This is a genomic window from Marinobacter vinifirmus (genome assembly GCF_002258215.1).
GTDB classification, from domain to species: domain Bacteria; phylum Pseudomonadota; class Gammaproteobacteria; order Pseudomonadales; family Oleiphilaceae; genus Marinobacter; species Marinobacter vinifirmus.
The window spans coordinates 417,760-442,930 of record NZ_NEFY01000002.1; the positions used below are offsets into that span (position 1 = coordinate 417,760).

Annotated in this window: 21 protein-coding genes and 2 tRNA genes; 12 read left to right on the forward strand and 11 right to left on the reverse strand. The window is 59.6% G+C overall.

Translation table 11 applies throughout. The annotated features are described in order from the left end of the window. Nucleotides 1-17: 17 nt before the first annotated feature. Both B9Q17_RS04400 and rluC read right to left on the reverse strand, forming a co-directional pair. Nucleotides 18-665, reverse strand: coding sequence for an HAD family hydrolase (locus tag B9Q17_RS04400; protein ID WP_058340096.1), 648 nt, complete (start codon nucleotides 663-665; stop codon nucleotides 18-20). Next, complete coding sequence (rluC, locus tag B9Q17_RS04405) at nucleotides 665-1,747, reverse strand: 23S rRNA pseudouridine(955/2504/2580) synthase RluC (RefSeq protein WP_094624240.1); 1,083 nt, start codon at nucleotides 1,745-1,747, stop codon at nucleotides 665-667. The genes B9Q17_RS04400 and rluC overlap by 1 nt, the downstream gene beginning before the upstream one ends. Before the next feature lie 590 nt (nucleotides 1,748-2,337). Between rluC and rne the strand changes: the two genes are divergently transcribed. Together rne and B9Q17_RS04415 are read left to right on the forward strand one after the other, a co-directional pair. Then, nucleotides 2,338-5,322, forward strand: a complete 2,985-nt coding sequence (rne, locus tag B9Q17_RS04410) for a ribonuclease E (RefSeq protein ID WP_094624241.1) — start codon at nucleotides 2,338-2,340, stop codon at nucleotides 5,320-5,322. Between the two features lie 2 nt (nucleotides 5,323-5,324). Beyond that, entirely contained in the window at nucleotides 5,325-5,867 is a 543-nt protein-coding gene (locus tag B9Q17_RS04415) for a YecA/YgfB family protein (RefSeq protein ID WP_094624242.1), read from the forward strand. Here B9Q17_RS04415 and B9Q17_RS04420 read toward each other — a convergent pair. Next, complete coding sequence (locus B9Q17_RS04420; RefSeq protein WP_022988083.1) at nucleotides 5,864-6,736, reverse strand: PHP domain-containing protein; 873 nt, start codon at nucleotides 6,734-6,736, stop codon at nucleotides 5,864-5,866. The two genes, B9Q17_RS04415 and B9Q17_RS04420, sit on opposite strands and share 4 nt — an antisense overlap. An 85-nt stretch (nucleotides 6,737-6,821) precedes the next feature. On the opposite strand from B9Q17_RS04420, the gene B9Q17_RS04425 reads away from it, so the two are divergent. Both B9Q17_RS04425 and B9Q17_RS04430 read left to right on the forward strand, forming a co-directional pair. After that, nucleotides 6,822-7,121 (forward strand): YciI family protein, encoded by a 300-nt coding sequence (locus tag B9Q17_RS04425; protein ID WP_058340100.1) that lies wholly within the window; start codon nucleotides 6,822-6,824, stop codon nucleotides 7,119-7,121. A 121-nt stretch (nucleotides 7,122-7,242) separates the two neighbouring features. Continuing rightward, a complete protein-coding gene (locus B9Q17_RS04430) occupies nucleotides 7,243-7,908 on the forward strand; it encodes a TIGR04211 family SH3 domain-containing protein (RefSeq protein WP_094624243.1) in 666 nt (221 codons plus the stop codon). A gap of 85 nt (nucleotides 7,909-7,993) precedes the next feature. Here B9Q17_RS04430 and rraA read toward each other — a convergent pair whose 3' ends face one another. Both rraA and ppsA read right to left on the reverse strand, forming a co-directional pair. Next, nucleotides 7,994-8,473 carry a ribonuclease E activity regulator RraA gene (gene rraA / locus B9Q17_RS04435; RefSeq protein WP_022988086.1) on the reverse strand — a complete coding sequence of 160 codons (480 nt, stop codon included), beginning with the start codon at nucleotides 8,471-8,473 and terminating at the stop codon, nucleotides 7,994-7,996. Nucleotides 8,474-8,506: 33 nt separating this feature from the next. Further along, nucleotides 8,507-10,879: a phosphoenolpyruvate synthase gene (ppsA, locus tag B9Q17_RS04440; RefSeq protein ID WP_094624244.1), complete on the reverse strand. Its 2,373-nt coding sequence runs from the start codon at nucleotides 10,877-10,879 to the stop codon at nucleotides 8,507-8,509. 112 nt (nucleotides 10,880-10,991) lie between these two features. Here ppsA and ppsR point away from each other — a divergent pair, with 112 nt between their 5' ends. After that, the gene (gene ppsR, locus B9Q17_RS04445; protein WP_094624245.1) at nucleotides 10,992-11,807 is read left to right on the forward strand and encodes a phosphoenolpyruvate synthetase regulatory kinase/phosphorylase PpsR; all 816 of its coding nucleotides are present in this window, start codon (nucleotides 10,992-10,994) and stop codon (nucleotides 11,805-11,807) included. Here the strand turns inward: ppsR and B9Q17_RS04450 are convergent. Then, nucleotides 11,804-14,728: an insulinase family protein gene (locus tag B9Q17_RS04450; RefSeq protein WP_094624246.1), complete on the reverse strand. Its 2,925-nt coding sequence runs from the start codon at nucleotides 14,726-14,728 to the stop codon at nucleotides 11,804-11,806. The genes ppsR and B9Q17_RS04450 overlap by 4 nt on opposite strands. A 100-nt stretch (nucleotides 14,729-14,828) precedes the next feature. Between B9Q17_RS04450 and B9Q17_RS04455 the strand changes: the two genes are divergently transcribed. The 3 genes from B9Q17_RS04455 (at nucleotide 14,829) to B9Q17_RS04465 (ending at nucleotide 17,737) form a co-directional block, all read left to right on the forward strand. Continuing rightward, nucleotides 14,829-15,284, forward strand: a complete 456-nt coding sequence (locus B9Q17_RS04455) for a hypothetical protein (protein WP_094624247.1) — start codon at nucleotides 14,829-14,831, stop codon at nucleotides 15,282-15,284. Between the two features lie 115 nt (nucleotides 15,285-15,399). Beyond that, a complete protein-coding gene (locus tag B9Q17_RS04460) occupies nucleotides 15,400-16,635 on the forward strand; it encodes a PEGA domain-containing protein (protein ID WP_094624248.1) in 1,236 nt (411 codons plus the stop codon). A 55-nt stretch (nucleotides 16,636-16,690) separates the two neighbouring features. Further along, nucleotides 16,691-17,737: a response regulator gene (locus tag B9Q17_RS04465; protein ID WP_094624249.1), complete on the forward strand. Its 1,047-nt coding sequence runs from the start codon at nucleotides 16,691-16,693 to the stop codon at nucleotides 17,735-17,737. Here the strand turns inward: B9Q17_RS04465 and B9Q17_RS04470 are convergent. Then, nucleotides 17,717-18,262, reverse strand: coding sequence for a nucleotidyltransferase family protein (locus tag B9Q17_RS04470; protein WP_244177305.1), 546 nt, complete (start codon nucleotides 18,260-18,262; stop codon nucleotides 17,717-17,719). The two genes, B9Q17_RS04465 and B9Q17_RS04470, sit on opposite strands and share 21 nt — an antisense overlap. Before the next feature lie 175 nt (nucleotides 18,263-18,437). On the opposite strand from B9Q17_RS04470, the gene B9Q17_RS04475 reads away from it, so the two are divergent. After that, entirely contained in the window at nucleotides 18,438-19,289 is an 852-nt protein-coding gene (locus B9Q17_RS04475) for a 6-carboxytetrahydropterin synthase (RefSeq protein ID WP_094624251.1), read from the forward strand. Between the two features lie 214 nt (nucleotides 19,290-19,503). On the opposite strand, the gene B9Q17_RS04480 is transcribed toward B9Q17_RS04475, so the two are convergent. The 3 genes from B9Q17_RS04480 to gltX form a co-directional block, all read right to left on the reverse strand. Beyond that, nucleotides 19,504-19,579 (reverse strand) — tRNA-Glu (locus tag B9Q17_RS04480). A 7-nt stretch (nucleotides 19,580-19,586) separates the two neighbouring features. Continuing rightward, nucleotides 19,587-19,662 (reverse strand) — tRNA-Ala (locus B9Q17_RS04485). A gap of 116 nt (nucleotides 19,663-19,778) precedes the next feature. Further along, on the reverse strand, nucleotides 19,779-21,260 hold the full coding sequence (gene gltX / locus B9Q17_RS04490) for a glutamate--tRNA ligase (RefSeq protein ID WP_094624252.1): 1,482 nt from the start codon (nucleotides 21,258-21,260) through the stop codon (nucleotides 19,779-19,781). 140 nt (nucleotides 21,261-21,400) lie between these two features. Between gltX and B9Q17_RS04495 the strand changes: the two genes are divergently transcribed. Continuing rightward, nucleotides 21,401-22,327, forward strand: a complete 927-nt coding sequence (locus B9Q17_RS04495; protein WP_094624253.1) for a zinc ABC transporter substrate-binding protein — start codon at nucleotides 21,401-21,403, stop codon at nucleotides 22,325-22,327. Here the strand turns inward: B9Q17_RS04495 and B9Q17_RS04500 are convergent. Continuing rightward, nucleotides 22,304-23,218: an AEC family transporter gene (locus tag B9Q17_RS04500; RefSeq protein ID WP_094624254.1), complete on the reverse strand. Its 915-nt coding sequence runs from the start codon at nucleotides 23,216-23,218 to the stop codon at nucleotides 22,304-22,306. The two genes, B9Q17_RS04495 and B9Q17_RS04500, sit on opposite strands and share 24 nt — an antisense overlap. 257 nt (nucleotides 23,219-23,475) lie before the next feature. Here B9Q17_RS04500 and rnk point away from each other — a divergent pair, with 257 nt between their 5' ends. Both rnk and B9Q17_RS04510 read left to right on the forward strand, forming a co-directional pair. Then, nucleotides 23,476-23,862, forward strand: coding sequence for a nucleoside diphosphate kinase regulator (rnk, locus tag B9Q17_RS04505; protein ID WP_094624255.1), 387 nt, complete (start codon nucleotides 23,476-23,478; stop codon nucleotides 23,860-23,862). 101 nt (nucleotides 23,863-23,963) lie between these two features. After that, on the forward strand, nucleotides 23,964-25,142 hold the full coding sequence (locus tag B9Q17_RS04510) for a cytochrome P450 (protein ID WP_094624256.1): 1,179 nt from the start codon (nucleotides 23,964-23,966) through the stop codon (nucleotides 25,140-25,142). Nucleotides 25,143-25,171 lie beyond the last annotated feature (29 nt).

A 25,171-nucleotide genomic window follows, 5' to 3' on the forward strand; every position in this document is an offset into this window, starting at 1 on the left:
ATGCGGTAACAAAACCATTAAAGCCCCAGAACCCGACGCAATTCGTCTACCGACGTAACGACCGCGTGGGGGTCGTATTCCTGCAGCACATCCCGCTGGTGCACACCCCACTCAACGCCAATGGACGGCATACCGATACGCCGGGCCATATCCAGGTCGTAGCGGGTATCACCAATCATCACCGCCTCTTCCGGCTCATAGCCGTAGAACGCCAGGATCTCCTCCAGCATCAGCGGATCCGGCTTGGAACGGGTTTCGTCCGCACACCGGGTGATATCGAAGTGCGGGCCCAAGCCACTGGAGGTCAGGGCCCTCGCCAGGCCGCGACGGCTTTTGCCGGTCGCCACAGAGCAGCCGCGCCCGGAACGCCGGATATCGGTAACCACGTCGGCCATACCGTCAAATACGTTCTGCGGGGTGGTCACCTTCTGGAAGAAATACCCTGCGTAACCATCGCGGATGCGCTGCATTTCGTCGCGGGTCAGCCCCGGATACAGCTTTTCCAGAGCCTCGATCATGCCCAGGCCGATGATATCCCGATAGGCCTCACGCTCCAGTTCCGGATACCCAAGCTCGGTGGCGGCCTGGTGCAGGCTGTCAGCAATGTGGTCTACGGAATCAATCAGGGTTCCGTCCCAGTCAAAAATCACTACTTTTACATTCATCAGAACTTACCTTTACTGCGACGGGCAAGCGCATTAACCAGCTTGCCGAAAGGGGTATCATACGGAGCTTCCAGCCGCATTGCTTCACCTGAACCGGGCAATGTGAACTCCAGCGCCCGGGCGTGCAGCATCAACCGCTCACCGCCCACGGCCCGAAACGCCTTCAGGCTGGCGTCATCCATATACTTGTCGTCTCCGGCAATCGGGTGGCCCGCCCAGGCACAATGTACGCGAATCTGGTGGGTACGGCCGGTAACCGGCGAAGCCTCAACCAGCGAATAACCCTCAAACCGCTGCAAACACCGATACAGCGTGAGCGATTCCTTGCCCTCGCCACTCACCTTCACCCGGCGCTCGCCGTTAGGCATCTCGTAACGCAACAGCGGCTCGGCCACCCGCGCCAGCTTTTCCGGCCAGGTGCCCGCCACCAGCGCATGGTAGTGTTTACGTATCCGCTTGTGGCGCAGTTCATCCTGCAGAAAACGCAGGGCTGATCGTTTCTTCGCCACCATCACCAGCCCGGAAGTATCACGGTCAAGCCGGTGCACCAGTTCCAGGAACTTCGCCTGTGGCCGGGAAGAACGGAGCACTTCGATCAGCCCGAAGCTCAAACCGCTGCCGCCGTGCACGGCAATACCGGAGGGTTTGTTCACCACCAGCATATCGTCGTTTTCAAACACCACGGCTGCTTCCATGACGCCCTGCACCCGGTCACCGGGCTTTGGATGCTCCGCTTTCGCCTGCTGCACCATGGGCGGAATACGTACCACATCACCGGCCTGCAAGCGGGTATCCGGCTTCACGCGCCCTTTATTAACCCGCACCTCGCCCTTGCGGACAATCCGGTACACCGTGCTTTTGGGCACACCCCGCAAGCGGGCCATCAGAAAGTTATCCACCCGCTGGCCGGCCATATCCTCATCTACGCTGATCCATTGCACCCCCTTCTGCACCGTGCGCTCCGCCGGCGCGGCAGCCGGCGCAGGTGCCGCAGCCCTGCCCTGCCCTGCCCGGGAAGAGCCCGGCCGGCCCGGTTTGCCAGCCCTGGACGGCTTGTTACGGGAACCAGAATTGCGCACCATGGGAAACCTTTTGCGGTGGATGAATGCAGGATTGAATGATCAGCCCTTTACTGTTATATTCCGGCGTGCTCTGCCGTTTGTCTACGGCCTGACGAACTCTGGTCAGAAGCCGGAGCGGCAGCAGTATACCGACACTGATTAAGAGATTGAACGCCGCAAGCCCAATCATTACCGGGCACGGCGGGAGACAAACTTCCGGACTCACAGGCCAGACCCAGAGAGGCTGCACCTGACCGGGAGCTGAAACAACCGAACGGAAAACCGTCGGGCGACATCGCGAAGAATCATTGCCACGCGAACCCGGGCCGTCTGCAAACCAATACGACGTGAGACCCAGGAGTTTGTGTGAACCTGAAAACGGATATTATGCGTCAACAGACACTCAACCTGAACGAACTCTCCCTGCCCACAGGCAGGCGAATCACAGGCGGTGGTCTCAGACTTACAGGATCTCACCCCATAAGGGTATGATCCGTCTGGCCGCCGGCCCCTCCCTGCTGTAACAGGGCCTGCGGCACGCACATCCTGCTTCGCTGATGCGAACCCTCCGGTTTTCTGTCACAAACAAACGACAGGAACCCTTTCTTTCCATGAAAAGAATGCTGATCAATGCAACTCACCCCGAAGAGTTGCGCGTAGCGCTTGTAGACGGCCAACGGCTGTTTGACCTGGATATCGAATCCAGCACCCGCGAACAGAAAAAATCCAACATTTACAAAGGCCGCATCACCCGCGTAGAGCCCAGCCTGGAAGCTGCCTTTGTCGACTTCGGCGCCGACCGCCACGGCTTCCTTCCCCTGAAGGAAATCTCCAAGGAATACTTCAAGAAATCCCCGGGCCAGATCGAAGGCAAGATCAACATCAAGGATGTGGTCTCCGAAGGCCAGGAAGTCATCGTACAGGTCGATAAAGAAGAGCGTGGCAACAAGGGCGCAGCCCTGACCACCTTCATCTCCCTGGCCGGCCGCTACCTGGTGCTGATGCCGAACAACCCCCGTGCCGGCGGCATTTCCCGCCGTATCGAAGGTGAAGAGCGGGCCCAGCTGAAAGAAGCCATGAACGGCGTCCAGGTGCCCAAGTCTATGGGCATCATTGTGCGTACTGCCGGTATCGGCCGTACCACCGAAGAGCTCCAGTGGGACCTCGACTACCTGGTGCAGTTCTGGGAAGCCATTACCCAGGCGGCCGGTGAGCGCAAGGCTCCGTTCCTGATTCACCAGGAAAGCAACGTGATCATCCGCGCCGTGCGCGACTACCTCCGCCAGGACATCGGCGAAGTCCTGATCGACGCCGAAAGCGTGTATGAAGACGTTCTGAGCTTCGTGCGCGCCGTCATGCCCACCTTCGAAAACAAGATCAAGCTGTACAAGGATGAAATCCCCCTGTTCAGCCGTTACCAGATCGAAGGCCAGATTGAGACCGCATTCCAGCGCGAAGTAAAACTGCCGTCCGGCGGTTCCATCGTGATCGATCCGACCGAAGCGCTGGTATCCATCGACATCAACTCCTCCCGGGCCACCAAGGGCCACGATATCGAGGAGACTGCCCTGCAGACCAACCTGGAAGCGGCCGAAGAGATCGCTCGCCAGTTGCGCCTGCGCGACATGGGCGGCCTGATCGTGATCGACTTCATCGACATGACCCCGGCCAAGCACCAGCGTGAAGTCGAGCACAAAATGCGCGAAGCCCTGGAAATCGACCGGGCCCGCGTTCAGGTTGGCAAGATCTCCCGCTTCGGCCTGCTGGAAATGTCACGACAGCGCCTGCGCCCGTCCCTGGGTGAAACCCGCAGTGAAGTGTGCCCGCGCTGTGAAGGCCAGGGCACCATCCGGGGTATCGAATCCCTGGCCCTGAGCATCATGCGCCTGATCTACGAAGAGTCTTCCAAGGAAAAAACCGCCGAAGTCCGCGCCATGGTGCCGGTCTCTGTGGCCACCTTCCTGCTGAACGAGAAGCGCAAGCAGCTGGCCGATATCGAAGCCCGCCAGGGTGTCTCTGTTGTGGTTGCCCCGGTGCCCAACATGGAAACCCCGCACTTCGAAATCATTCGTCTGCGCCAGGATGAAGCCACCCCGGAACACGTTTCCAGCCACCAGGTTGCCCAGCAGTACAACGAGCGCGAAGAAGAAGCCGTCGTTGAAATGCCCGGCACCGAAAAGCCGGTACGCGAACAGGCCGCTGTAAAAGCCATTCGCCCGGCGGCTCCTGCGCCCACTCCGGCAGCGGCGCCGGCCAGCCAGGAAGCCAGCGAGCAGGAAGAAGGCCTGTTCCGCAAACTGGGCAAGAAGATTGCCTGTTTCTTCCGCGGCGACCAGCCGGAAAGCGAAGGCATCACCAACCAGCGCAGCACCACCCGCGAGCGTACTGACGACCGTCGGCCCCAGGCCCGCCAGGATCGCCGGAAAACCCGCGTAGCCCGTGGTGATCAGCGCAGTGGCGGTGGCAGCAATAACCGCAACGGCAACGATCGCCGTCAGGGCGGCTCCCAGAACCGCAGCGACGACAACCGCAGCCGTAACCGCAACAACCGGAGCGACGACCAGTCCCGCAGTAGCGGCAGTCGCCAGGGTCAGCAGGACAAGTCTGCCGACAACAAAGGCGCGGATAACCGCGGAAACGACAACCGTCGCGATAACCGCCGGGATTCCCAGAACCGCAGCCAGAACCGTAACCGTCCGCAGGGGGATCCGAAGGACCAGAAAGACCAGAAGGAAACCCGCGACCAGGCTGACAACCAGCAGCCCCAGCAGGCCAGCGACAAGCCGGCAGCCGATGACAAGCGCCGCAAGCCGCGTCGTCAGCGTAACCGGGACGGTTCTCCGGCCGAGGCTCCGGTGTCTACTCCGGCTGAGCGTAAAGCCGAGCGTAGCGAAAAGCACCAGAAAGACACCCAGCCGGAAAAAGCCGTCGAGCAGGATACTGCCGAGGTGAAAAAAGCTGAGGTAGCCAAGGCCGAGGTGAAGCAAGAGGTTGCCAAGCAGCCCGCGAAGGCTCCGGCGGCTGAAGAAACCAAGCCTGCAGAGCCCAAGGCTGAAGAGACCAAGCCAGAAGCGGAAAAGGCTGAGGCGAAAGTTGAGCAGACTGAAAGCACCGAAGCCAAGGCCGAGGAAAAGCCTCAAGCCAGCGAAGACAAGCCGGCCCGCAAACCACGCTCCGGCGGCCGCCCGCGCAAGCCCAAGGCTGCAGAAAAAGCAGAGAAGGCAGACAAGGCAGACAAGGCGGATAACGCTGACAAGCCGGAACAAGCCGACAAGGCAGAAACGGCTCCGGAAGCCACCAGCAGGCCGGCCGAAACGGCTGAGCCTGCCAAGGCTCCTGAAGCGAAAACCGAGCCCAAGGCTGAGGAAAAGGCTGAAGCCAAGCCAGAGCCCAAGCCTGAAGTGAAGGCCGAAGAAAAGCCGGAAGCAAAGGCCGAGAAGGCGGAAGAGCCAGCTCCCGAAGCCCAGGCCAAGCCGGAAGACGTACCGGTAACTCCGGGCCGCGCTTACAATGATCCAAGAGAGGTCCGCAAGCGTCAGCGAGCGGCCGAAGAAGCTAAAAAGGCCGAAGCTGAAAAGCAGGCCGGGAGTAATTGATTATGCTGACCAATTCGGACATCGAAGCGCTGGAAGACATCCTCTTCGCCGAGCCCTGGGGTGACGACGCCCTGGACTTCTTCGGACTGCACGGGGTGGTATGCGCCAGCGTCGTTGGCCCGGTCAGCCTCGGGGCGGAAGATATCTTCCGCCTTGCCACCGGCGCAGATAACCTGCCCGAAGGCGGGGTACCCGAGATCTTCGCTCACTGCGTGAACGAACTCTCCAGGGAAATGGGCCACCTGCTGGATATGGGCCAGTCGCTGGAACTCCCGGAGCCGGAAGACGGCGACCCCATGAACGCACTGGAAAACTGGTGCGCAGGGTTCGTAGACACCTTCCTGGATCACGAGGAAGAATGGCTCGAAGCCGCCGATGAAGAAGAAGTGGCAGACCTGATGGTGCCCATGCTGACACTGTCTGGCCTGTTCGACGATGAAGACTTCCAGAAAGTCCGCAACGACGAGAAACTGGCCAGCCGGATGGCAGAAGCCATCCCGGATTCACTGACCGATCTGTACCTGCTGTTCCACGCGCCGGATTAAACCCCGGCGCTGACCGGCTGCTTGAAATGATGCCAGACGGGCTCCAGCCCCTCTGGCATTTTTGTTATCTTGCCCAGCTCGCACCAGGGCGCACCGGGAAAGTGGAAATCACTGCCCTGCGATGCCAGCAGCTTCTCCCGCCTGGCCAGTTCCGCCACAAAGCCCAGATCACCACTGGACTGCCCGGAAACAGACACCTCGATACCTCGCCCCCCGGCTCTTCGGAAATCCGCCGTCAGCTCCCGCAACTTGGTCGCGGTCAGCTTGTACTTGCGGGGATGCGCCAGCACAGAGATCCCCCCGGCCCGCTCAATCCAGCCAACCACCTCGTCCAGTTCCGGCCAGCAGGCTTTCACATCACCCGGCTTGCCGGTACCCAGATAGCGCTTGAAGGCGGCATCCATTCGGGAGACCACACCCTCATCAATCAGCACCCGGGCAAAGTGGGGGCGGCCCGGAACATCCCCACCGGCATGGGCGGTGGCCTTTTCCAGTAATCCATCCACTTTCAGCTTGGACAGCTTGTCGGCGATCAACCGGGCACGCTGCCAGCGGTTGTCATGCTGGCGCGCCAGCGCTGCCAGGAAATCGGCATCCTCGTGATCAAAATCCAGCCCGACGATATGAATGGTCTGGCTGCGCCATACGCAGGACAGCTCAGTGCCGTTAACCAGTGTCATCCCGTGCCCTGCAGCCGCCTGTCGCGCCGGCTCCAGGCCGTTGATCGTATCGTGGTCCGTCAGGGCCAGGTGGGTAACGCCCTGCTCTGCCGCGCGCTGAACCAGCTCCTCGGGAGCCAATGCGCCATCCGACGCGGTGCTGTGGCAATGCAGGTCGATGCATGGATTCTGGTGTTGGGGTATAGTCACGGGCATTCCTGTCATAAAACGTGGCCACAGTGTATCAGCCTTGGCCTGCGGGCCGTTACCCCGGCCCACGATAACCGGAGCACCTATGTATTACGCCATTATCAGTGAAGACATCCCGGACAGCCTGGCCCTGCGCAAACAGGCGCGCCCGGCCCACCTGGCCCGGCTTGAAGACCTCAAAAACCAGGGCCGCCTGCTGGTTGCCGGCCCGCACCCGGCCATCGACTCACCGGAACCGGGCGATTCCGGCTTTACCGGCAGCCTGGTAATTGCCGAGTTTGAATCCCTTGAGCAGGCACAGGCCTGGGCCGATGCCGACCCGTATGTGGATGCCGGTGTTTACAAGGAAGTGAAAGTGAAGCCCTACAAGGTCGCCCTGCCCTGAGCAGCATGAGCGGATTGTAACCCTCGGGCGCTTTTGAACCACGGCCATCCTGTGACAAAATTGGCGCCTTGATTTTCAGGCAAACTAAAGCAACAACCGTCAAACTCAGGGAAACCCGCCCGTGACACCGTTTCGTTTATTTCTCAGCTTACTGCTTATCATCAGCTCGGTTGCCGTGGCCCAGGCCCGAACGGTTTGGGTAGACGACAAAGTTTACCTGCCTGTCCGCACCGGCGCCGGCTCCCAGTTCCGCATTATCGAGAACGCAGTCAGCGGCACCCGCATGGAAGTGCTCGAAACCGGAGACGGCTACACCCGGGTACGCACCTCCAAGGGTAACGAAGGCTGGGTAGCCAGCCAGTATCTGAGCAACCAGCCCATCGCAGAAGACCGTCTGCAACAGGCAACCCGAGACCTTGAAACCGCCCGGGCAGAACTGGCCCAGGCCCGGGAACAGCTGAATGCCGTTACCTCCGAGCGCGACGAACTGGAGAGTGCCGAAAGCAACCTGTCCAGCCGGTCCCGGCAATTGCAGACAGAACTGGAGCGCATCAAGAACATCGCCGCCGACTCCATCAACCTGGAGCGCCGCAACCGGGAGCTGCTGGAAGACAACCAGAAACTGCGTAACGACCTGGAAGTACTGACCGCAGAAAACGAGCGCCTGGAGGCTGGTAAAGAATCCGACTTCATGCTGCTGGGCGCAGGCCTGGTGTTTGCCGGCGTGTTGCTGGCGCTTCTGGTGCCTATGCTTAAGCCTACCCGCAAGACCGACAACTGGGCCTGATCACCGGCCCTTCAAGTTCCAGTCCTGCAAACAAAAACGGCGGCCCATCTGGCCGCCGTTTTTGTTTCTGCTTCCTGCCCCGGAATTACACCAGGGGCTTCTCGGAAACAATGATGCCGTTGTTATCGGCATAGACATACTGCCCCGGGTGGAACGTCACCCCGTGGAAGGTCACCGGAATGTTCAGGTCACCAATGCCACGCTTCTCGGTCTTGCGCGGAATGGTACCCAGCGCCTGAACACCCAGATGGGTCTTGCCGATCTCGTCTACATCGCGGATGCAGCCATAGATAACCAGCCCGGCCCAGCCGTTCTCAGCGGCTTTCTCGGCCAGCATATCGCCCAGCAGCGCATTCCGCTTTGAGCCGCCACCGTCAACCACCATCACCCGGCCGTTGCCCGGCAGGCCAACCTGCTCTTTTACGATGGAGTTATCTTCGAAGCACTTAACCGTTACGATTTCGCCGCCAAACTGGCGAACACCACCGTAGTTGTTGAAACCGGCTTCCACCACCTGTACTTCCGGAAACTCGTCGCACAGATCCGGCGTAATAATATTGCTCACCTTGCTACTCTCCTTTTTCCGAAGCGTTCGTAATCAGTCAATCTTTTCGTCGGCCAGGAAGAACCAGGTATCCAGGACAGAATCCGGGTTCAGGGATACCGTATCGATACCCTCGTCCATCAGCCACTTGGCCAGGTCCGGATGATCCGACGGGCCCTGACCACAGATGCCGATGTACTTGCCGGCTTTCTTGCAGGCCTGGATAGCGTTGGACAGGAGGATCTTCACCGCATCGTTCCGCTCATCGAACAGGTGGGCAATGATGCCGGAATCCCGGTCCAGGCCCAGGGTCAGCTGGGTCAGGTCGTTGGAACCGATAGAGAAGCCATCGAAGTGCTCCAGGAACTGATCCGCCAGCAGAGCGTTGGCCGGCAGTTCGCACATCATGATCACCCGCAAGCCGTTCTCACCACGCTTCAGGCCGTTCTCCGCCAGCAGGTTCACCACCTGCTCGGCTTCGCCCACCGTGCGCACAAACGGAACCATCACTTCCACGTTGGTGAGGCCCATCTCGTTGCGCACCTTTTTCAGGGCACGGCATTCCAGCTCGAAACAGTCACGGAAGGTTTCGGAAATGTAGCGGGACGCACCACGGAAGCCCAGCATCGGGTTCTCTTCGTCCGGCTCGTACAAAGTACCGCCAATCAGGTTGGCGTACTCGTTGGATTTGAAGTCAGACAGGCGAACAATCACCTTCTTGGGCGCAAAGGCTGCGGCCAGGGTGGAAATACCCTCAACCAGCTTGTCCACGTAGAAGTCCACCGGCGAGGTGTAGCCGGCAATGCGCTTGTCTACGGTCTGCTTGATGTCCCGCGGCAGGTTGTCGTAGTTCAACAGCGCTTTCGGGTGCACGCCGATCATACGGTTGATGATGAACTCGAGGCGGGCCAGGCCCACACCTTCGTTCGGCAGCGCCTGGAAATCAAAGGCACGGTCCGGGTTGCCCACGTTCATCATGATCTTGAACGGAATGTTGGGCATGGAATCGACGGTGTTCTCACGCAGTTCGAAGTCCAGCGCACCCTCGTAGATCATGCCGGTGTCGCCTTCGGCGCAGGACACAGTCACTTCCTGGCCATCGTTCAGCAGCTCGGTGGCATCACCACAGCCGACTACCGCCGGGATACCCAGCTCACGGGCAATGATCGCCGCGTGGCAGGTACGGCCGCCACGGTCTGTCACAATGGCAGACGCGCGCTTCATAACCGGTTCCCAGTCCGGGTCGGTCATGTCTGTTACCAGCACGTCGCCGGGCTGCACACGGTCCATTTCGTTAATACTGGTGACAATTTTCACCGGGCCACTGCCGATCTTGTGGCCGATACTGCGGCCTTCCACCAGCACCTTGCCGGTTTCTTTCAGCAAGTAGCGCTCCATAACGTTGGCAGACGCACGGCTCTTGACGGTTTCAGGGCGGGCCTGAACGATGTAGATCTTGCCGTCATCGCCGTCTTTGGCCCACTCGATGTCCATCGGGCGCTGGTAGTGCTTTTCGATGATCATGGCCTGCTTGGCCAGCTCTTCTACTTCCGCGTCGGTGATGGAGAAGCTGTTGCGCTCGTCGTGGTCTACCTTCACGGTCTCCACAAACTTACCTTCGCCCGGCTCGGAATGGTAAACCATCTTGATGGCCTTGCTGCCCAGGTTACGGCGCAGCACAGACGGACGGCCCGCTTCCAGGGTCGGCTTGTGTACATAGAATTCGTCAGGGTTTACCGCGCCCTGTACCACTGTCTCGCCCAGGCCATAGGAAGAGGTGATAAACACCACGTCACGGAAACCGGATTCAGTGTCCAGGGTAAACATGACGCCGCTGGAAGCGGTTTCACTGCGCACCATTTTCTGGATACCGGCAGACAGCGCCACCAGCTTGTGGTCAAAGCCGTGGTGAACCCGGTAGGAAATCGCACGGTCGTTGAACAGGGAGGCAAATACTTCTTTGACAGAAACACGAACCTGCTCCAGGCCAACCACGTTCAGGAAGGTTTCCTGCTGGCCAGCGAAAGATGCATCCGGCAGGTCTTCCGCAGTCGCAGAAGAACGAACAGCAACCGCCATGGACTCATTGCCATCCCGGAGTTTCGCGTAGGCTTCTTTCAGGGCATTATCAAGAACGTCGGGGAACGGGGTGTCGATCACCCACTGGCGAATCTGTGCGCCAACCCGGGCCAGTTCGTTAACATCGTTAACGTCCAGGGCATCCAGGGCTTCATCAATGCGGTCTTTCAGGCCATCGGTGGCCAGGAATTCCCGGTAGGCGTGTGCAGTTGTTGCAAAACCGCCAGGAACGGTAACACCTGCATTGGCGAGATTACTGATCATTTCACCGAGGGAAGCGTTCTTGCCTCCAACACGGTCAACATCGGACATTCCCAGGTGGTCAAACCAGATAATGTAATCTTCCAAAGCGTGGTCTCCCTTGAGTCTGTGTGGCGCGGAGTCTCGAATATGGCGGCTATGATACTGTAAGCTGCGGGAATTACCTAGGGACTAGCCTAAAACTGAACGGAAAGAAATCATGAAAAGAACGGCTTTTTTTATCTCGGACGGCACAGGGCTGACCGCCGAAGCACTGGGCCACGCGCTGTTGGCACAGTTTGAAAAAATTGATTTCGAACGGGTAACCGTGCCCTATATTGACGACGAAGACAAAGCCCGCGAGATGGTCATCCGCATCAACAAGGCCGCTGAAGTGGATGGCGAACGGCCCCTGGTGTTCGACACCATTGTGAACAGTACCATCCGCGAGATTATCAGCGATGCTGAAGGCTTCATGATCGATATCTTCGGCACCTTCCTGAGCCCGCTGGAGCAGGAACTGAGTTCGTCGTCGTCTTACTCGGTGGGCAAGTCCCACTCCATCAACAACGAAGGCAGCTACGAGCGGCGCATCCATGCAGTCAACTTTGCACTGGATAACGACGACGGCGCCCGCACCCGCCACTACGACGAAGCAGACCTGATCCTGGTAGGCGCGTCCCGAAGTGGCAAAACGCCGACCTGCCTGTACCTGGCCCTGCAGTACGGCATCAAGGCCGCCAACTATCCGATCACCGAAGAAGACCTGGACGACCAGAAAATGCCGGCGGCCCTGCGGCCCCATAAAGAAAAGCTGTTCGGCCTGACCATCGACCCGGAGCGGCTGGCCACCATCCGTAACGAACGGCGGCCCAATTCCCGGTACTCGTCCATCCAGCAGTGCATGCACGAAATCGAAGAAATCGAGCTGATGTACAAGCGGGAACGCATCCCCTACCTGAACACCACGGCCTATTCGGTGGAAGAGATTTCAACCCGGATTATGGTAACCACCGGGTTGAAACGTCACCGTTAAAGCTCCTGGATAGCCAGCCCCAGCCCTTCGGCAACTTCCCGGTTGTCCGGGCTGGTGACTACCGCCACGCTGGCGTTTTCCGGCTTCAGCCAGGTGTCTGCCACCCGGCGCAGCTCATCCATCGTCACGCCCAGCACCCGCTCCCGGAACCGGGCACGCTGCTCCGGTGACCGGCCAAACAAGCCATTATGGAACGCATGGCGAGCCGCACCGGCCGGAGAACGGGGCCGGTCAAGCTGGCCGATCACGCCCAGAATAGCTTCTTCCAGGGATTGGTGATCATGCTGTTCGGTGCGCAGCCACTCGAGCGCCGCATCGAAATCGTCCAGGGTTTCCGCCAGGCGTGGATCGCGGTACGAGAAGAACCGGAACACACCGTTCACACTGTCCTGCCCGGAACCACCACCGTAGGCGCCGCCCTTCTCACGGATAGCCCGGTGCAGGTAACCGTTACGCAGGAAACCACCCAATACCGTCAGCGCTGCTGCATCCGGATGGTCCACAGCAACAGTGCTGTAGGCCTTGGCGCAGAAGTTCACCTGGGTAGAGGTCAGCCAGGCTTCGCGGGTGTTGTAGTTCACCGGCTCCATGCTCCAGCTTTCGCTGGTTTCACCGCTGTCGTTCTGCCAGCAGGCTTTCAGGTCGTCCAGCATAGGCGCCAGCTGGCCATCTTCGCCAATCAGCAGGAACTGGCGACCCTGGTTGCGGATCTTGTCATGCAGCGCGGCCAGGCTGGCACAGAAATCCTTCAGGGCCTGTTCGTCTTTCAGGGACTTGTCCAGGGCCTTGGTGCCCCGAATCCCTTCCAGGCCACCCAACCGGAACGTCAGCCAGGCACCTGCACTCAGCCCCTGGGCGGCAGCACCCATCGCCAGTGCGTGGCCACTGCCGGTGACCGCCTGTTCGCGGCGGGCTCGGGCCTGGGCCACGATTTCGCGAATGCGATCATGCTCGTCAAACCGCACACCGGTATACACATCTTTCAGCAGGCGGGTCAGCGCCGCGCTGTTGCGGGCCAGGGCCTTGCCGCTGAAGATCAGGTAGCCGGACATAGCCTGTACATCGTCAATCCGGCCCTTGGCGGTGAAGGATGCGCCAATGCCGCCGGATTCTGCGGAAATACGATCCTGCATCTGCAGGTAATCCAGGTCGCCACAACCCAGCTCGGAAATCAGGGTGGTGTAGTAAGGCAACAGCAGCAGTTCGTCTTTGCTCAGGGCCGGAAGTGGCAGGACTACCTGCTGGTACACCAGGCCGTTGGTGCCGCGGGCATACACCGTAGCGCCAATTTCAGCATCGTAACTGCCGACTGGCTCCGGCATCTGCAGGGGCACATCGTCCAGCCCTACCTTCGGCAGAATGGAATCGTCGTCTTTGCGCAGCTGGCGCTCTTCCAGCGCCTGTGCCCGCTCGACAATCTGCTGCACTTCCTCTTCGCTCAGGCTGGCCTTGCGCTTGGCCAGGGTTTCCCGGATCGCCTTCTGATGCTGGCTTTCCAGGTTTTCGTCCGGGCGCAGGGTCAGGGTTACCCGGTGCGGGTTATCCAGCAGTTTGCGACGAATCAGGCCCGGCACGTAGTCCGGGTCTTTAATCTTTTCACGCAGGGTAGCCAGTACCGGTTCAAGGTCCAGCAGCTCCACAGGATCCCCGCCATGTACCATGGGTGAAATCGCGTGCATGATCAGCTGCAATCCATACGGGAAGCTGTCGCCGGCGATCTCCCGCTGATGCAGCTCCAGCTGGTGCAGAATAGCTTCCAGCCGCTCCTGGCTGATGCCTTCGTCGACCACCTTCTGCAAGGTAGACTCCACCAGCTGCTCCAGCTCGTAACGGCGCTCCGGCTCACTGCCTTCAATACCGCATACAAAGGTCATTTCCCGGTTGGAATCTTCCAGCCCGCACATGGGCGATGGCGCGTGGCCCAGATCGGTGGTTTCCAGCGCCCGCATCAGGGGTGACGCACTGTTTTCCAGCAAGACGGAAGACAGCAGCTGGCCTTCCAGGTTTTCCTGCAGGTCAAAGCTGTGACCCAGCAACCAGCCCATCACAATGTGGGTTTTGTTCTCGCTGCCTTCACCTTCATTCACCGCATAGCCCTGCTCTACCCGCATAGGGGCGAACATGCGCTTTTCGTCCCGCACCGGCAGTTCGATGTCCAGCTTGTCGAACTGTTTCAGAGCCAGCTCTTCGAATTTCTCGTGGTGCTCATAGGCGGGAATATTGCCATAGGTGGCAAAAATCGCGTTGCTCGGGTGGTAATGGTGCTTGTAGAACTTCACCAGGTCCTGGTAGGTCAGGTCCACTATATGGTCCGGCTCACCGCCACTGTTGTAGTGGTAGGTGGTCGTCGGGAACAGGTGGCTGGTCAGGTTCTGCCACAACTGGGAAGTGGGCGCACTCATGGCCCCTTTCATTTCGTTATAGACCACGCCCCGGTACACCAGGTCGCTGGACGGGTCGTCCGGCTTGTCGAACTCCAGACGATGACCTTCCTGGGCAAAGTCCAGCGGGTCCAGCTTGGAGAAGAACACCGAATCCAGGTACACCGACAACAGGTTGTCGAAGTCCTTGCGGTTCATGCTGGCGAACGGGTAGGCGGTCCAGTCGCTGCTGGTAAAGGCGTTCATAAAGGTGTTCAGGGAACGCCGGATCATCATGAAAAACGGGTCGCGAACGGGATAACGCTCACTGCCGCACAGTGCCGTATGCTCGAGAATGTGCGCAACACCGGTGGAGTCCATCGGGAAGGTACGCAGGGCCACGAAAAACACGTTCTCGTCGTTATCTGCCGCCAGGTGAAGATGGCGGGCACCGGTTTTCTTGTGGCGATACTCCTCAACCTCCAGGTTAAGGGTGCCAATCCGGTGACTGCGAATTTTCTCGAAAGCCGGATGGATTGCGTTGTCTGTCGCTGCAGCCATTAAAACGATCCTGTGTATTGAACAATTGGAGAATTACAGGGTAACACGTACTATCGGATATGATGCACGGAACGGACTCAACAAGGTAGCCTGCCGATTTATGACAGACCATACCCAGAAGCACATAGACTCTCCTGAAGTAGCCGCCTGGTGGGCCGAACGCCGCCGGTACCTGGAGCAGATCCGCAAAACACCGGAACTCAGACAGCAGTTTCGCAAGGAAGTTGCCCTCTACCTGCTGCGCCGCGCCCTGTGGTGTTACGGCTTCTTCCCCGTGGTGATCGCCTTCTGGCTGCCCTTTGTACTGTCCAGCTTCAACCCGGTGGTGATGGCCAACAGCCTGATCCCCATGCTGCAGGAGTTCGTTGCCTCCAACCCGGAACAACAGGCCACCACCCTGAGCACCCTGACCATTGCCTGGCTGTCCATTGGCAGCTTTTTCCTGGTGTTCGACTTCGTTCTGACCCCGTTCCGGTCACCCTATGAATATGAAGCCGACGTGTACATGAAAGCGTGGGAGCAGGTTAACCATGACCCGCTTCCGGACAAAGTGTGATTTGGCCAGCATTCTGACCAACTGCAGGCGGTTTCTGTTACATAACGTTGCAGACAGTGGTTAAGATGAAACCATAACAAAAGCATCCGGAACGTATGGATCACGAGGTTTCATCATGGTCGATTTCAGACCACTGCTGTTCATCAACGCGCTTGCCCTAATGCTGCTGGTTACCGCCGGATTTGCCTTGGTACGCAAAGACATCACCCTGCCCGTAGCCCAGGCGCCCCAGGTGGAAGCCGCCATTACCAAAGCCGGTGCAGAGCCCGGCCCGGAGCCCGCCGAAACCCCGGAACCGGTGTTTGCCGATGCAGAACCCGAACAGCCCCTGATTGCCGAACCCTTCTCGGTTGAACCCATGCCCGAAGAGCCGGAAATGCTCGCCATGGCCGAGCCCGTGGCTGCTATCTCAGCCCCGGCTGCCACGCCGGCACCAAAGGCCGAACCCAAAACTGCCGCCAAACCTGCTCCGGAGCCCGAACCGGCAACCACCGGCAAGCTGGTACTGCGCTCCAACGTGGTGGGCGATGTGGTCACCATTAACGGCCGCAACTATGGCGCCACCCGCCTGGACCTGGAACTGGACCCCGGCCGTTACGACGTCACCATTGCCAAGCCCGGCTACCAGCCCTGGACCAATTCGGTGGCCCTGAAAGCCGGTCAGCAGATGACCCTGGTTGGCCAGCTCGAAGAACTCACCCGCGTTGAATTCCGCAACGGCCAGTGGCTGGGTGGCGTTAAAACCGGCGATGGCACTTACGAAGACGATACCGGCCTGCGTTACGAAGGCCACTTTATCGATGGCAAGTTCCACGGTGAAGGCACCGCCTGGTATCCGGATGGCAGCCGCTACAACGGCCTTTTCGAACGCAACGAATTCCATGGCAAGGGCACCCTGGCCCGGGCCAACGGCGACACCCTGACCGGCAACTGGGCCCAGGGCAACCTGCACGGACAGGGTTCCCTGACCACCACCGGCGGCATGCTTTATGTGGGCGGCTTCCGCAATGGCGAGTTCCACGGCCAGGGCGCACTCACCTACCCCGATGGCCGCACCTATGAAGGCGAATTCTCCAATGGTGAATTCCACGGCCAGGGCACAGAAATTTTTGCAGACGGGAAGAAGTACGATGGGCAATACATGGAAGGAAAATTCCATGGCAAGGGGCTGCTGCGCAACCCCAACGGAAGCTCCATCGAAGCCACTTTCCGCCACGGTGAACCCTACGGACAGGTTCGCCTGACAACCGCAGCCGGCGAAATATTTACCGCCCGCTCAACGGAACCCGGTGTGTGTTATCGGGAAAAAAGCTATCGGGCCACCCAGTGCCCGCAACTGGAAGGCTGGTAATCAAAAACCCGGTCGCAGCACCCACGCGTCAGCAGTAACAGGTTGAGGAAGTGACATGCCAATCAAGAATGCTCTGCTTGTGGACGACTCCAAGGTAGCCCGGTTTGCCCTCAGCAAACTGCTCGAGAGTCGTGACATGGAAGTGAACATGGCAAGCTCTGCCGAGGAAGCCCTGGACTTCCTGAAAAACAACGGCCGCCCGGATGTGATCTTCATGGATCACCTGATGCCCGGCATGAACGGCGTAGAGGCCACCAAGGCCATCAAGGGCAACCCGGACACCGCCGGCATTCCGATTATCATGTGCACCTCCAAGAAATCCTCCGATTTCACAGATGAAGCCAGGAACTTCGGCATCTACAGCATTCTCACCAAGCCGCCCCAGACCGACCGCCTGGAGCTCGCCCTGCAGGAGCTGGCCAACGACGTAGAGCACGGCACCCTGCCGGAGCCGCCGGCTGAGGTGGAATCCGCCGAGGTCGAGCCGAAATCCGAGATCAACCTGAACGGCCACGCCGGTGCTGATGTGGTGCCGCTGACCAGCGACCTGATCGAACAGATTTCCCGCTCGGCGGTTAAAACCCACATCAACAATCGCCTGCACGAACTGCTGAGTGACCTGTTTGATGAACAGTACGACCACTTGAAACGGGCCCTGGACGACTCCCGGAGCAAGCAGGAGGCGGAGCTGGAAGAACGCCTGAACACTCTCACCGCGATGGTCGACGAGCGCACCCGCAACCTGCGGGACGACGTAGCCGCCGAGGTGAACATCAACCTGGGCCGGGAACTGTCGGCCCTGAAGAAAGAACTCTCGAAAACCGCCGGCTTTACCCCCGATCACCTGGCCGAGCTGAAAGACCACATCACCAATGTGCAGACCATCGACACCGAGTTCTGGCAAACCCTGCAGTCTGAAGCCATTCAGCAGGCCCACGAAATCTCCCGTGAAACCGCGGAAGACATCGCCCAGCGCACCATCGACCTGTACGCATCCCAGCAGCGCTCCGCCAACTCCCGCATGTACACGCTGGGCCTGGCCGTGAGCCTCGGTATTTTCAGTGTGGGTATTGCCTGGCTGTCAGGCCTGTTCGGCGTTTAACGCCGCACGTACCTGACGCCAGTCGCCGGGGGTGTCGACATCCTGTTGCACCCCGGCAATCTCTACCCGGCCGGCTCCCGCACGGTTCAGGATAACGCCCGCTCCGGCATCCCCTTCCAGCTGAAATACCTGCGGCCAAAGGGCCCTCGGAATCCACGCCGGCACACCCGTTCTGCGCCCGTAACCGGCGCCCAGGGCTTTTGCCGGGTTACCCCGGGCCTGCCGGGCCAGCTGCTTCAGGCCGTCCACATCCAATAACGGCTGATCCCCCAACACCACAAACACCCCCAATGCCTGCGGCCCCAGGGCCGCCACACCCGCCTTCAGGGATTCCGCCAGCCCGGCCTGCCAGTTGTCGCACACAATCCAGCTTGCCGGCTGCCTGTGGCAGCGAAAACGCACCAGCGGATAACCCGCACCAGCCACCACGGTAACCTGCGCCGACAACTGCCGGGCCTGGCCAATGGCGTTGTCCAGTAACGTGCCGCGCCCAGGAACCCGCAACAACTGTTTGTAATGCCCCATTCGGGAGGCACGGCCCGCCGCCAGCACCAATGCCGGAAACTGCTGATCGTGAGAACGAGGGTTGATGGTTAAGATGCCGGATTCCTTAATAGCGTGGATAGCTGCAGTAAACTGCTGAATCCCGCGATTTTTGCTAGAATTCCGCCACCATGCAACCAAATCAGCCGGACCATTCATGAACCACCTCTTTGTCGACAACCTCACCGTGATTGACTTCGCCTACCTGGACCCAAGCCGGGGCCTTGTGGGTGAAAGCTGGATTGCCGACGTGGTTCTGGGCGGCGAACTGGACGAACAGGGCATGGTGTTCGATTTCAGCCTGGTCAAACGCACCATCAAACGGGTGATCGACGAGCGGGTAGACCACCGCCTGGTGATCCCCCGTGGCTATGAAGGCTTGCACTGGGACGAAGAAACCCCGGACACCTTTGTCTGGGACCTGACCGACGGCAGCCGCATCGAACACCGCTCACCGGATGAAGCCGTGGTGTGGCTGTCCTCAGACCGCGTAGTCCCCTCGGCCGTAGCCGCCCTGCTGGAAAAAGAACTGATGGCAGTGCTGCCCGGCAACGTCACCTCCGTGGAAATCAACCTGCGGGAAGACGTGATTGAAGGCGCTTACTACCACTACGTACACGGCCTGAAGAAACACCTGGGCAACTGCCAGCGCATCGCCCACGGCCACCGCTCCCCCATCCGCATCGACCGCAACGGCCACCGGGACTACGACCTGGAAAACCGCTGGGCCAAACTGTGGAAGGATATCTACGTAGGCACCGAAGAAGACGTAACCCGCCGCTTTGTAGGCGACGACGGCGCGGCGTACATCACCTTCGAATACGAAGCCAACCAGGGCGAGTTCGCCCTCACCCTGCCGGAAAGCCGCGTGTACATGCTCGACACAGACACCACCGTAGAGCTGATTGCGGCACATATTGCCGACACGCTGAAGGCAGAGTTTCCGGAAGACGAGATTCGGGTGAAGGCGTATGAGGGCGTGGGCAAGGGAGCGATTGCCGCCCGCTAGGGGACCAGGGGGCAGCCCCCAGGGGTCAGACTCCCCAACGGGGGTCTGACCCCTTTTAACTCGGAGAATCGGGAGAACTTCGGGGTCACTTCAGAACTGGGGGTCAGACCCCCGTTGGGGAGTCTGACCCCGGGGGCAAATTCCAGGCACAAAAAAACCGCCCGAAGGCGGTTTTTTTGATGGCTATCCGGTGGACTAAACCGTCAAGCCGTATTGGCGTCCCCTAGGGGGTTCGAACCCCTGTTGCCGCCGTGAAAGGGCGGAGTCCTAGGCCACTAGACGAAGGGGACTAGAAATTGGTGGAGCCAAGCGGGATCGAACCGCTGACCTCAACACTGCCAGTGTTGCGCTCTCCCAGCTGAGCTATGGCCCCTCAACGGATGCGTATATTAAGGATCCGCCCCTAGGCCGTCAACACCCGATTTCGCTTTTTTTAAAGTTTTTTGAACATCCCTGTTCACATCGTTCAATTATCCGACAAACCGCTTATTAAATACCCAAAGCGGCGTATTCTTTCTCTACTTTCTTGGTTTCTTTCTTGGAGAAACCACCCATTACGTCCAGTGCGGTGCGCAAACGGGCGCGGGTCATGTCCGGGCCAAGCAGGGCCATGGAGTCCATCACCGACCAGGAATTGGGCGTTCCGGCAATGGCCACGAAGATCGAGAACATGAAATCCCCCATCTTCAGGTCCATGGCCTTGGCCAGGGCCTTGATGTCGGCAAAGATGGTTTCCTTGCTCCAGTGGCGCTGGGCCTCCAGCTTCCACAGGGTGAACTGCAGCACCCGCTTGACCTGGGCTTCTTCCAGCTTGTTGTGGGCGAAGTCTTCCGGCTTCAGGTTCAGCATGCCGCTGAACATGAACTGAGCCATCGGAGCTACGTCAGAGAACACCTCTGCCCTGCCCTTGATGTGCGGCACCAGCGCTTGCAGGTCGTCACGGTTGAACCACCACTGGTGCATCCGCTCCATGAACTGTACGTCGCTCAGCTCATCGCGAATCCACTGGCCGTTCAGCCAGCGCAGCTTCTCTACATCAAACACCGGGCCACCGAGAGACACACGCTGGATGTCGAAGTTCTCGATCATCTCATCCAGGGTGAACTTCTCGCGCTCGTCCGGCATGGACCAGCCCATGCGGCCCAGATAGTTTGTGACCGCCTCCGGCAAAAAGCCCATGCGCTCATAGAAGTTGATGCTGGTTGGGTTCTTGCGCTTCGACAGCTTGCTCTTGTCCGGGTTACGCAGCAGCGGCAGGTGACAAAGCTCCGGCATGTCCCAACCAAAGTACTGGTACAGCAGCTTGTGCTTGGGCGCGGAGTTGATCCACTCCTCACCCCGCAGCACGTGGGTAATGCCCATCAAATGGTCATCTACCACGTTAGCCAGGTGGTAGGTAGGCATGCCGTCGGATTTCAGCAGGATCTGGCAGTCCACCTGGGCCCAGTCAATTTCGATGGTTCCCCGGAGCATGTCCTGGATCTCGCACACACCTTCATCCGGCACCTTCATGCGGATAACGTAAGACTCACCGGCATCCAGGCGGCGCTTCACTTCGTCTGCCGGCAACTCCAGATCACCCTTGATACCCGGGTTCAGGCCCTGGGCCTTGCGCTCTTCGCGGATGGCGTCCAGTTCTTCCGGAGTGCGGAAGCAATAGAAGGCATGGCCGGCGGTAACCAGGTCTTCTGCATACTGGCCGTACATGTGCTTACGCTCAGACTGGCGATAAGGGCCGTGGGGGCCGCCCACATCGGGGCCTTCATCCCAGTTCAGGCCCAGCCAGCGCAAGGCCTTGAGAATATCCTGCTCGGATTCCGCCGTGCTGCGGGCCTGGTCCGTGTCTTCAATGCGCAGAATGAACTGGCCACCGTGCTGGCGTGCAAAACACAGGTTGAACAGGGCCACGTAGGCGGTACCAACGTGTGGATCGCCAGTGGGCGACGGGGCAATTCGGGTGCGTACTGTCATGAAACCATCCTGAAAATAAGTGGCCGATTTATAAAGGGCGCATTATAGCGGCCATGGGGCGGTTTCGCATGATCGGCTTTGCACCAACTGCCGTTAATGTAATATTATAACGTTTCAGGACATCATCAGGATTCAGTACCATGAAACGCAGCACCCTCTCTCTCGCCCTTGGCATGGCCGCGGCCGTTACCGCCTTTCCGGCCTCTGCCGCCAACGTTGTTACCTCCATCAAGCCTCTGGAACTGCTGGTGAAAGCGGTGGCCGGCGACAGCGTGCAGGTTTCAACCCTGGTACCTGCCGGCTCCAGCCCCCACAACTACACCATGAAACCCTCCCAGCGCCGTGCCCTGGAGCAGGCCGATGCCATCTTCTGGGTTGGGCCGGAGATGGAAACCTTCCTCAGCCGCCTGCTCGGTGGCCATGAATTCGACGGCAGGGTGGTGGCCTTTACCGACGTGCCGGAAGGCGAAGACGATCATCACGAAGATGAACACAGCGGCCATGATCACCACGACGACCATGGCCACGACCACGGAGACGGCGAAGACCCGCACATCTGGACAGACCCGCAACTGGCCCTGGACATGGCACGGGACATCCACGCCAGACTGGTCACGCTGGAGGATATGAAGAAAGAAGAACTAGACGCCAACCTGGCCCGGTTCGAGCAAGACCTGAATGCAGCAGAACAGGACATCAAAGCCAGCCTGGCACCGCTTCACAGCATCAGCCTGTTCGCCTACCACAGTGCCTTTGAACGCTTTGCCGAACACTATGAACTGAACTTGGATGGCGTGCTCACCCTGAACCCGGAGCTGTCTCCCGGCGCCCGGCATATTGCCGAAGTGCAGGACAAACTGCGCCAGGCCAACCAGCCCTGCCTACTGACCGAACCCCAGTTCAACCGCCAGTGGTGGCGTTCCATTACGGAAGGCCTGAACGTGACCTTCAGCACCTGGGACCCGCTGGCCACCGATATCGAATCGACCAGCGAAGGCTACATCCAGTTCCAGCAATCCATTGCCGATGCCGTGCTGGAATGCCTACCAGAACAGGCTCAGTATTAATGGAATGGTGACCATCGCCAGCAAGGTCTGCCCGCTGATGATACCCGCCATCAGCGGCGCATCACCGCCCAACTGGCGTGCCAGGATATAAGCCGAGGTGGCGGTAGGCAACGCTGCCAGCAACACCGCTACCTGCACCAGCAAACCACTCATTCCCAGCGCCCAGGCCAGCCCCACCACCATGGCGGGGAAAGCCAGCAGCTTCAACCCGGACGACACCAGGAACGGCGCCGAAGCACCCCGCAAGGCGCTCAACTGCAACCCTGCCCCCACCGTCATCAGCCCCATGGGCAACGCCAGGTTGCTCAGGGGTGCCAGGATGCCCGCCAGTAGCGGATGGAAACCGATCTGGAACCAGCTCCAAAATACCCCCAGCACCGAGCCGACAATCAGCGGGTTGGTCACAATCGCCCGCAACACCTGAACCACGCTGACCTTGTCCTGCCCCGCCACCAGCGAGAACATCAGAATGCACAGCAGATTAAGCAACGGCACCATAATGGCCACCGCGATGGCCGTCAGGGACAGCCCATCATCCCCCAGCAGCATTCCGCCCGCCGCCAGGCCCACGTAGGAGTTAAAGCGAATAGCGCCCTGATACACCGAAGAAAACACCGGCCCGCTCCAGCGCCAGAACAGCTGAACCGCCACCAGCACCGCCGTCATCGCCAGCAGCATGGCCACAATCAGCAGCGCAGTGTCGGCATAGGCCGAGGCCGGCAACCTGGCCTGCCCCAGCTTGAACACCAGCATGGCCGGGAAAAGAATGTAATAGGTGAAGCGCTCCGCCTGGGGCCAGAAATCCCCGCCTGGGAAGTTAAGCCGCCGTAAAACATGGCCCAACATGATCAATACGAAAACCGGAAACAGGGCCTGTACAACTACCGGCATGCCATCATCCTTTTAACCGTTGCCATTTTGCTCTTTGGGGGTTAGATTCAGCCTATAGCATCCTATAACGGACTGATTCGAACAACGTGAACAGCCAGATTTCCTGTATTCACACATCCTCTTTGGCACTGCGGTCTTCCTCTGCGAACACCGGCAGGGCTGCTATCCGCCTCTGATTTCGCTGAATCCACCTTACAACCCTTCCGGATTCAGCGCTTAAAACCCAACATTGTTGAACCATTTTTCCGGAGATTTCTATGTCTGAATTACCCTCTATTACTGTTGCCGAAGAAGATTACAACCGCCTGAGCACCCTGCTCGAGCGCATGGCCGGCAAGTCCGACGTCGCCGACGGCCTGGAAGACGAACTCAGCCGCGCAGACCTCGTGCCCCTGGCCGAAATGCCCGAAGGCGTGGTTACCATGAACTCGATGGTGCGCTTTGTGGATGAAGACGCCGGCAAAGAACACGAAATGATGCTGGTGTACCCCCACGAAGTGGGCGATGCAGACCACAAGGTTTCCATCCTGGCCCCGGCCGGTGCCGCCATGCTGGGCCTGAGCATCGGCGACAGCATCGAATGGCCCATGAAAGGCCGCAAGCCCATCCACCTGAAGGTGGTGAGCGTTACCCGCGGCGCATAGGCAATTTCCTTTACAAATGTCATAAATTGACATTTCTCCAAATGGCCAGCGGCCTCCGGTGTTAGCCTGAAAGCAAGCTAACGAGACCATCAGGAGGCCGTATGACCGAACAGCGCCACGAAGACTGGGACCCAAGAGCCGCCAGCGTAAAGAAAGACCAGATCCGCGCGTACGACGACATGCGCGAACGCTGCCCCGTGGCCTGGAGCGACTACCAGCAATGGACGCTGTTCCGCCATGCAGACGTCATGGCCGTACTGGAAGACCACGACACCTTCAGCAACGCCGTGTCTGCTCACCTGTCTGTTCCCAACGGCATGGACCCGCCCGAGCACACTCCCTATCGCAAAGTGATCGAACCCTACTTCGCCCCGGAACCCATGGCCCGGTTCGAACCAATTTGCCGTGAGATTGCCCGTGGGCTGGTAAGCCAGTTGGCCAAGGGGGAAACCGTGGACGTGGTCGATGCCCTCAGCCGCCCCTTCGCCCTGCATATCCAATGCGCCTTCATGGGCTGGCCCGAGCGCCTGCACGAACCCCTGGCGGAATGGGTACGCAAGAACCACCGCGCCACCCTCGCCCGGGACCGCCAGGCCATGGCCGAGGTCGCCCAGGAATTTGATGGTTATATCCGCGACATCCTCGACGCCCGCCGCCAGGCCGGTGACCAGGCTCCGGACGACGTTACTACCTCGCTGATGCGCGAACAGGTAAACGGCAAGCCGATGACCGATGAAGAGCTGGTCAGCCTGATGCGAAACTGGACCGTGGGCGAATTGGCCACCATTTCCGCCTCCGTCTCGATACTGCTGAACTACCTGGCCCGGCACCCGGCTTTAATGGCCGACCTGAAAGCCGCACCGGAGCTGCTGCCCGAAGCCATCGACGAAATCCTGCGCATGGATGCCCCGCTGATCTCCAACCGCCGGGTAACCACCCGCGAAGTCGAAATCGGCGGCCGCACCATTCCGGCCGGCGAGAAAATCACCCTCCTCTGGGCCTCCGCCAACCGGGACGAAGCCGAATTCGGCAACCCGGACAGCTACTGCCCGCACCAGAACGCCAGCAAAAACCTGCTCTACGGCGCTGGCATCCACGTATGCCCCGGCGCCCCCCTGGCCCGCATGGAGCTGCAGGTATTCATGGAAGAATTCCTGAAACAGATAGCCGCCGTGGACAGCACAGAAGGCGAACAACCAGAACGCGCCATGTTCCCCACCGGCGGCTTCAACCACCTGCCCCTGATCTTCCATGGGGGTCAGACCCCCGGTACATTTTGACTCACCAAATGTATTCGGGGTCTGACCCC

Bases quoted from the DNA above. Each gene is read 5' to 3' on its own strand.
- rne (WP_094624241.1), top strand. From the start codon at position 2,338: ATGAAAAGAATGCTGATCAATGCAACTCACCCCGAAGAGTTGCGCGTA.
- rnk (WP_094624255.1), top strand. From the start codon at position 23,476: ATGTCTGAATTACCCTCTATTACTGTTGCCGAAGAAGATTACAACCGC.
- rluC (WP_094624240.1), bottom strand. From the start codon at position 1,747: ATGGTGCGCAATTCTGGTTCCCGTAACAAGCCGTCCAGGGCTGGCAAA.
- B9Q17_RS04455 (WP_094624247.1), top strand. From the start codon at position 14,829: ATGACAGACCATACCCAGAAGCACATAGACTCTCCTGAAGTAGCCGCC.
- B9Q17_RS04470 (WP_244177305.1), bottom strand. From the start codon at position 18,262: ATGGGGCATTACAAACAGTTGTTGCGGGTTCCTGGGCGCGGCACGTTA.
- B9Q17_RS04465 (WP_094624249.1), top strand. From the start codon at position 16,691: ATGCCAATCAAGAATGCTCTGCTTGTGGACGACTCCAAGGTAGCCCGG.
- B9Q17_RS04475 (WP_094624251.1), top strand. From the start codon at position 18,438: ATGAACCACCTCTTTGTCGACAACCTCACCGTGATTGACTTCGCCTAC.
- B9Q17_RS04425 (WP_058340100.1), top strand. From the start codon at position 6,822: ATGTATTACGCCATTATCAGTGAAGACATCCCGGACAGCCTGGCCCTG.
- B9Q17_RS04400 (WP_058340096.1), bottom strand. From the start codon at position 665: ATGAATGTAAAAGTAGTGATTTTTGACTGGGACGGAACCCTGATTGAT.
- B9Q17_RS04495 (WP_094624253.1), top strand. From the start codon at position 21,401: ATGAAACGCAGCACCCTCTCTCTCGCCCTTGGCATGGCCGCGGCCGTT.
- B9Q17_RS04415 (WP_094624242.1), top strand. From the start codon at position 5,325: ATGCTGACCAATTCGGACATCGAAGCGCTGGAAGACATCCTCTTCGCC.
- ppsR (WP_094624245.1), top strand. From the start codon at position 10,992: ATGAAAAGAACGGCTTTTTTTATCTCGGACGGCACAGGGCTGACCGCC.
- B9Q17_RS04510 (WP_094624256.1), top strand. From the start codon at position 23,964: ATGACCGAACAGCGCCACGAAGACTGGGACCCAAGAGCCGCCAGCGTA.
- B9Q17_RS04450 (WP_094624246.1), bottom strand. From the start codon at position 14,728: ATGGCTGCAGCGACAGACAACGCAATCCATCCGGCTTTCGAGAAAATT.
- gltX (WP_094624252.1), bottom strand. From the start codon at position 21,260: ATGACAGTACGCACCCGAATTGCCCCGTCGCCCACTGGCGATCCACAC.
- B9Q17_RS04460 (WP_094624248.1), top strand. From the start codon at position 15,400: ATGGTCGATTTCAGACCACTGCTGTTCATCAACGCGCTTGCCCTAATG.
- B9Q17_RS04500 (WP_094624254.1), bottom strand. From the start codon at position 23,218: ATGCCGGTAGTTGTACAGGCCCTGTTTCCGGTTTTCGTATTGATCATG.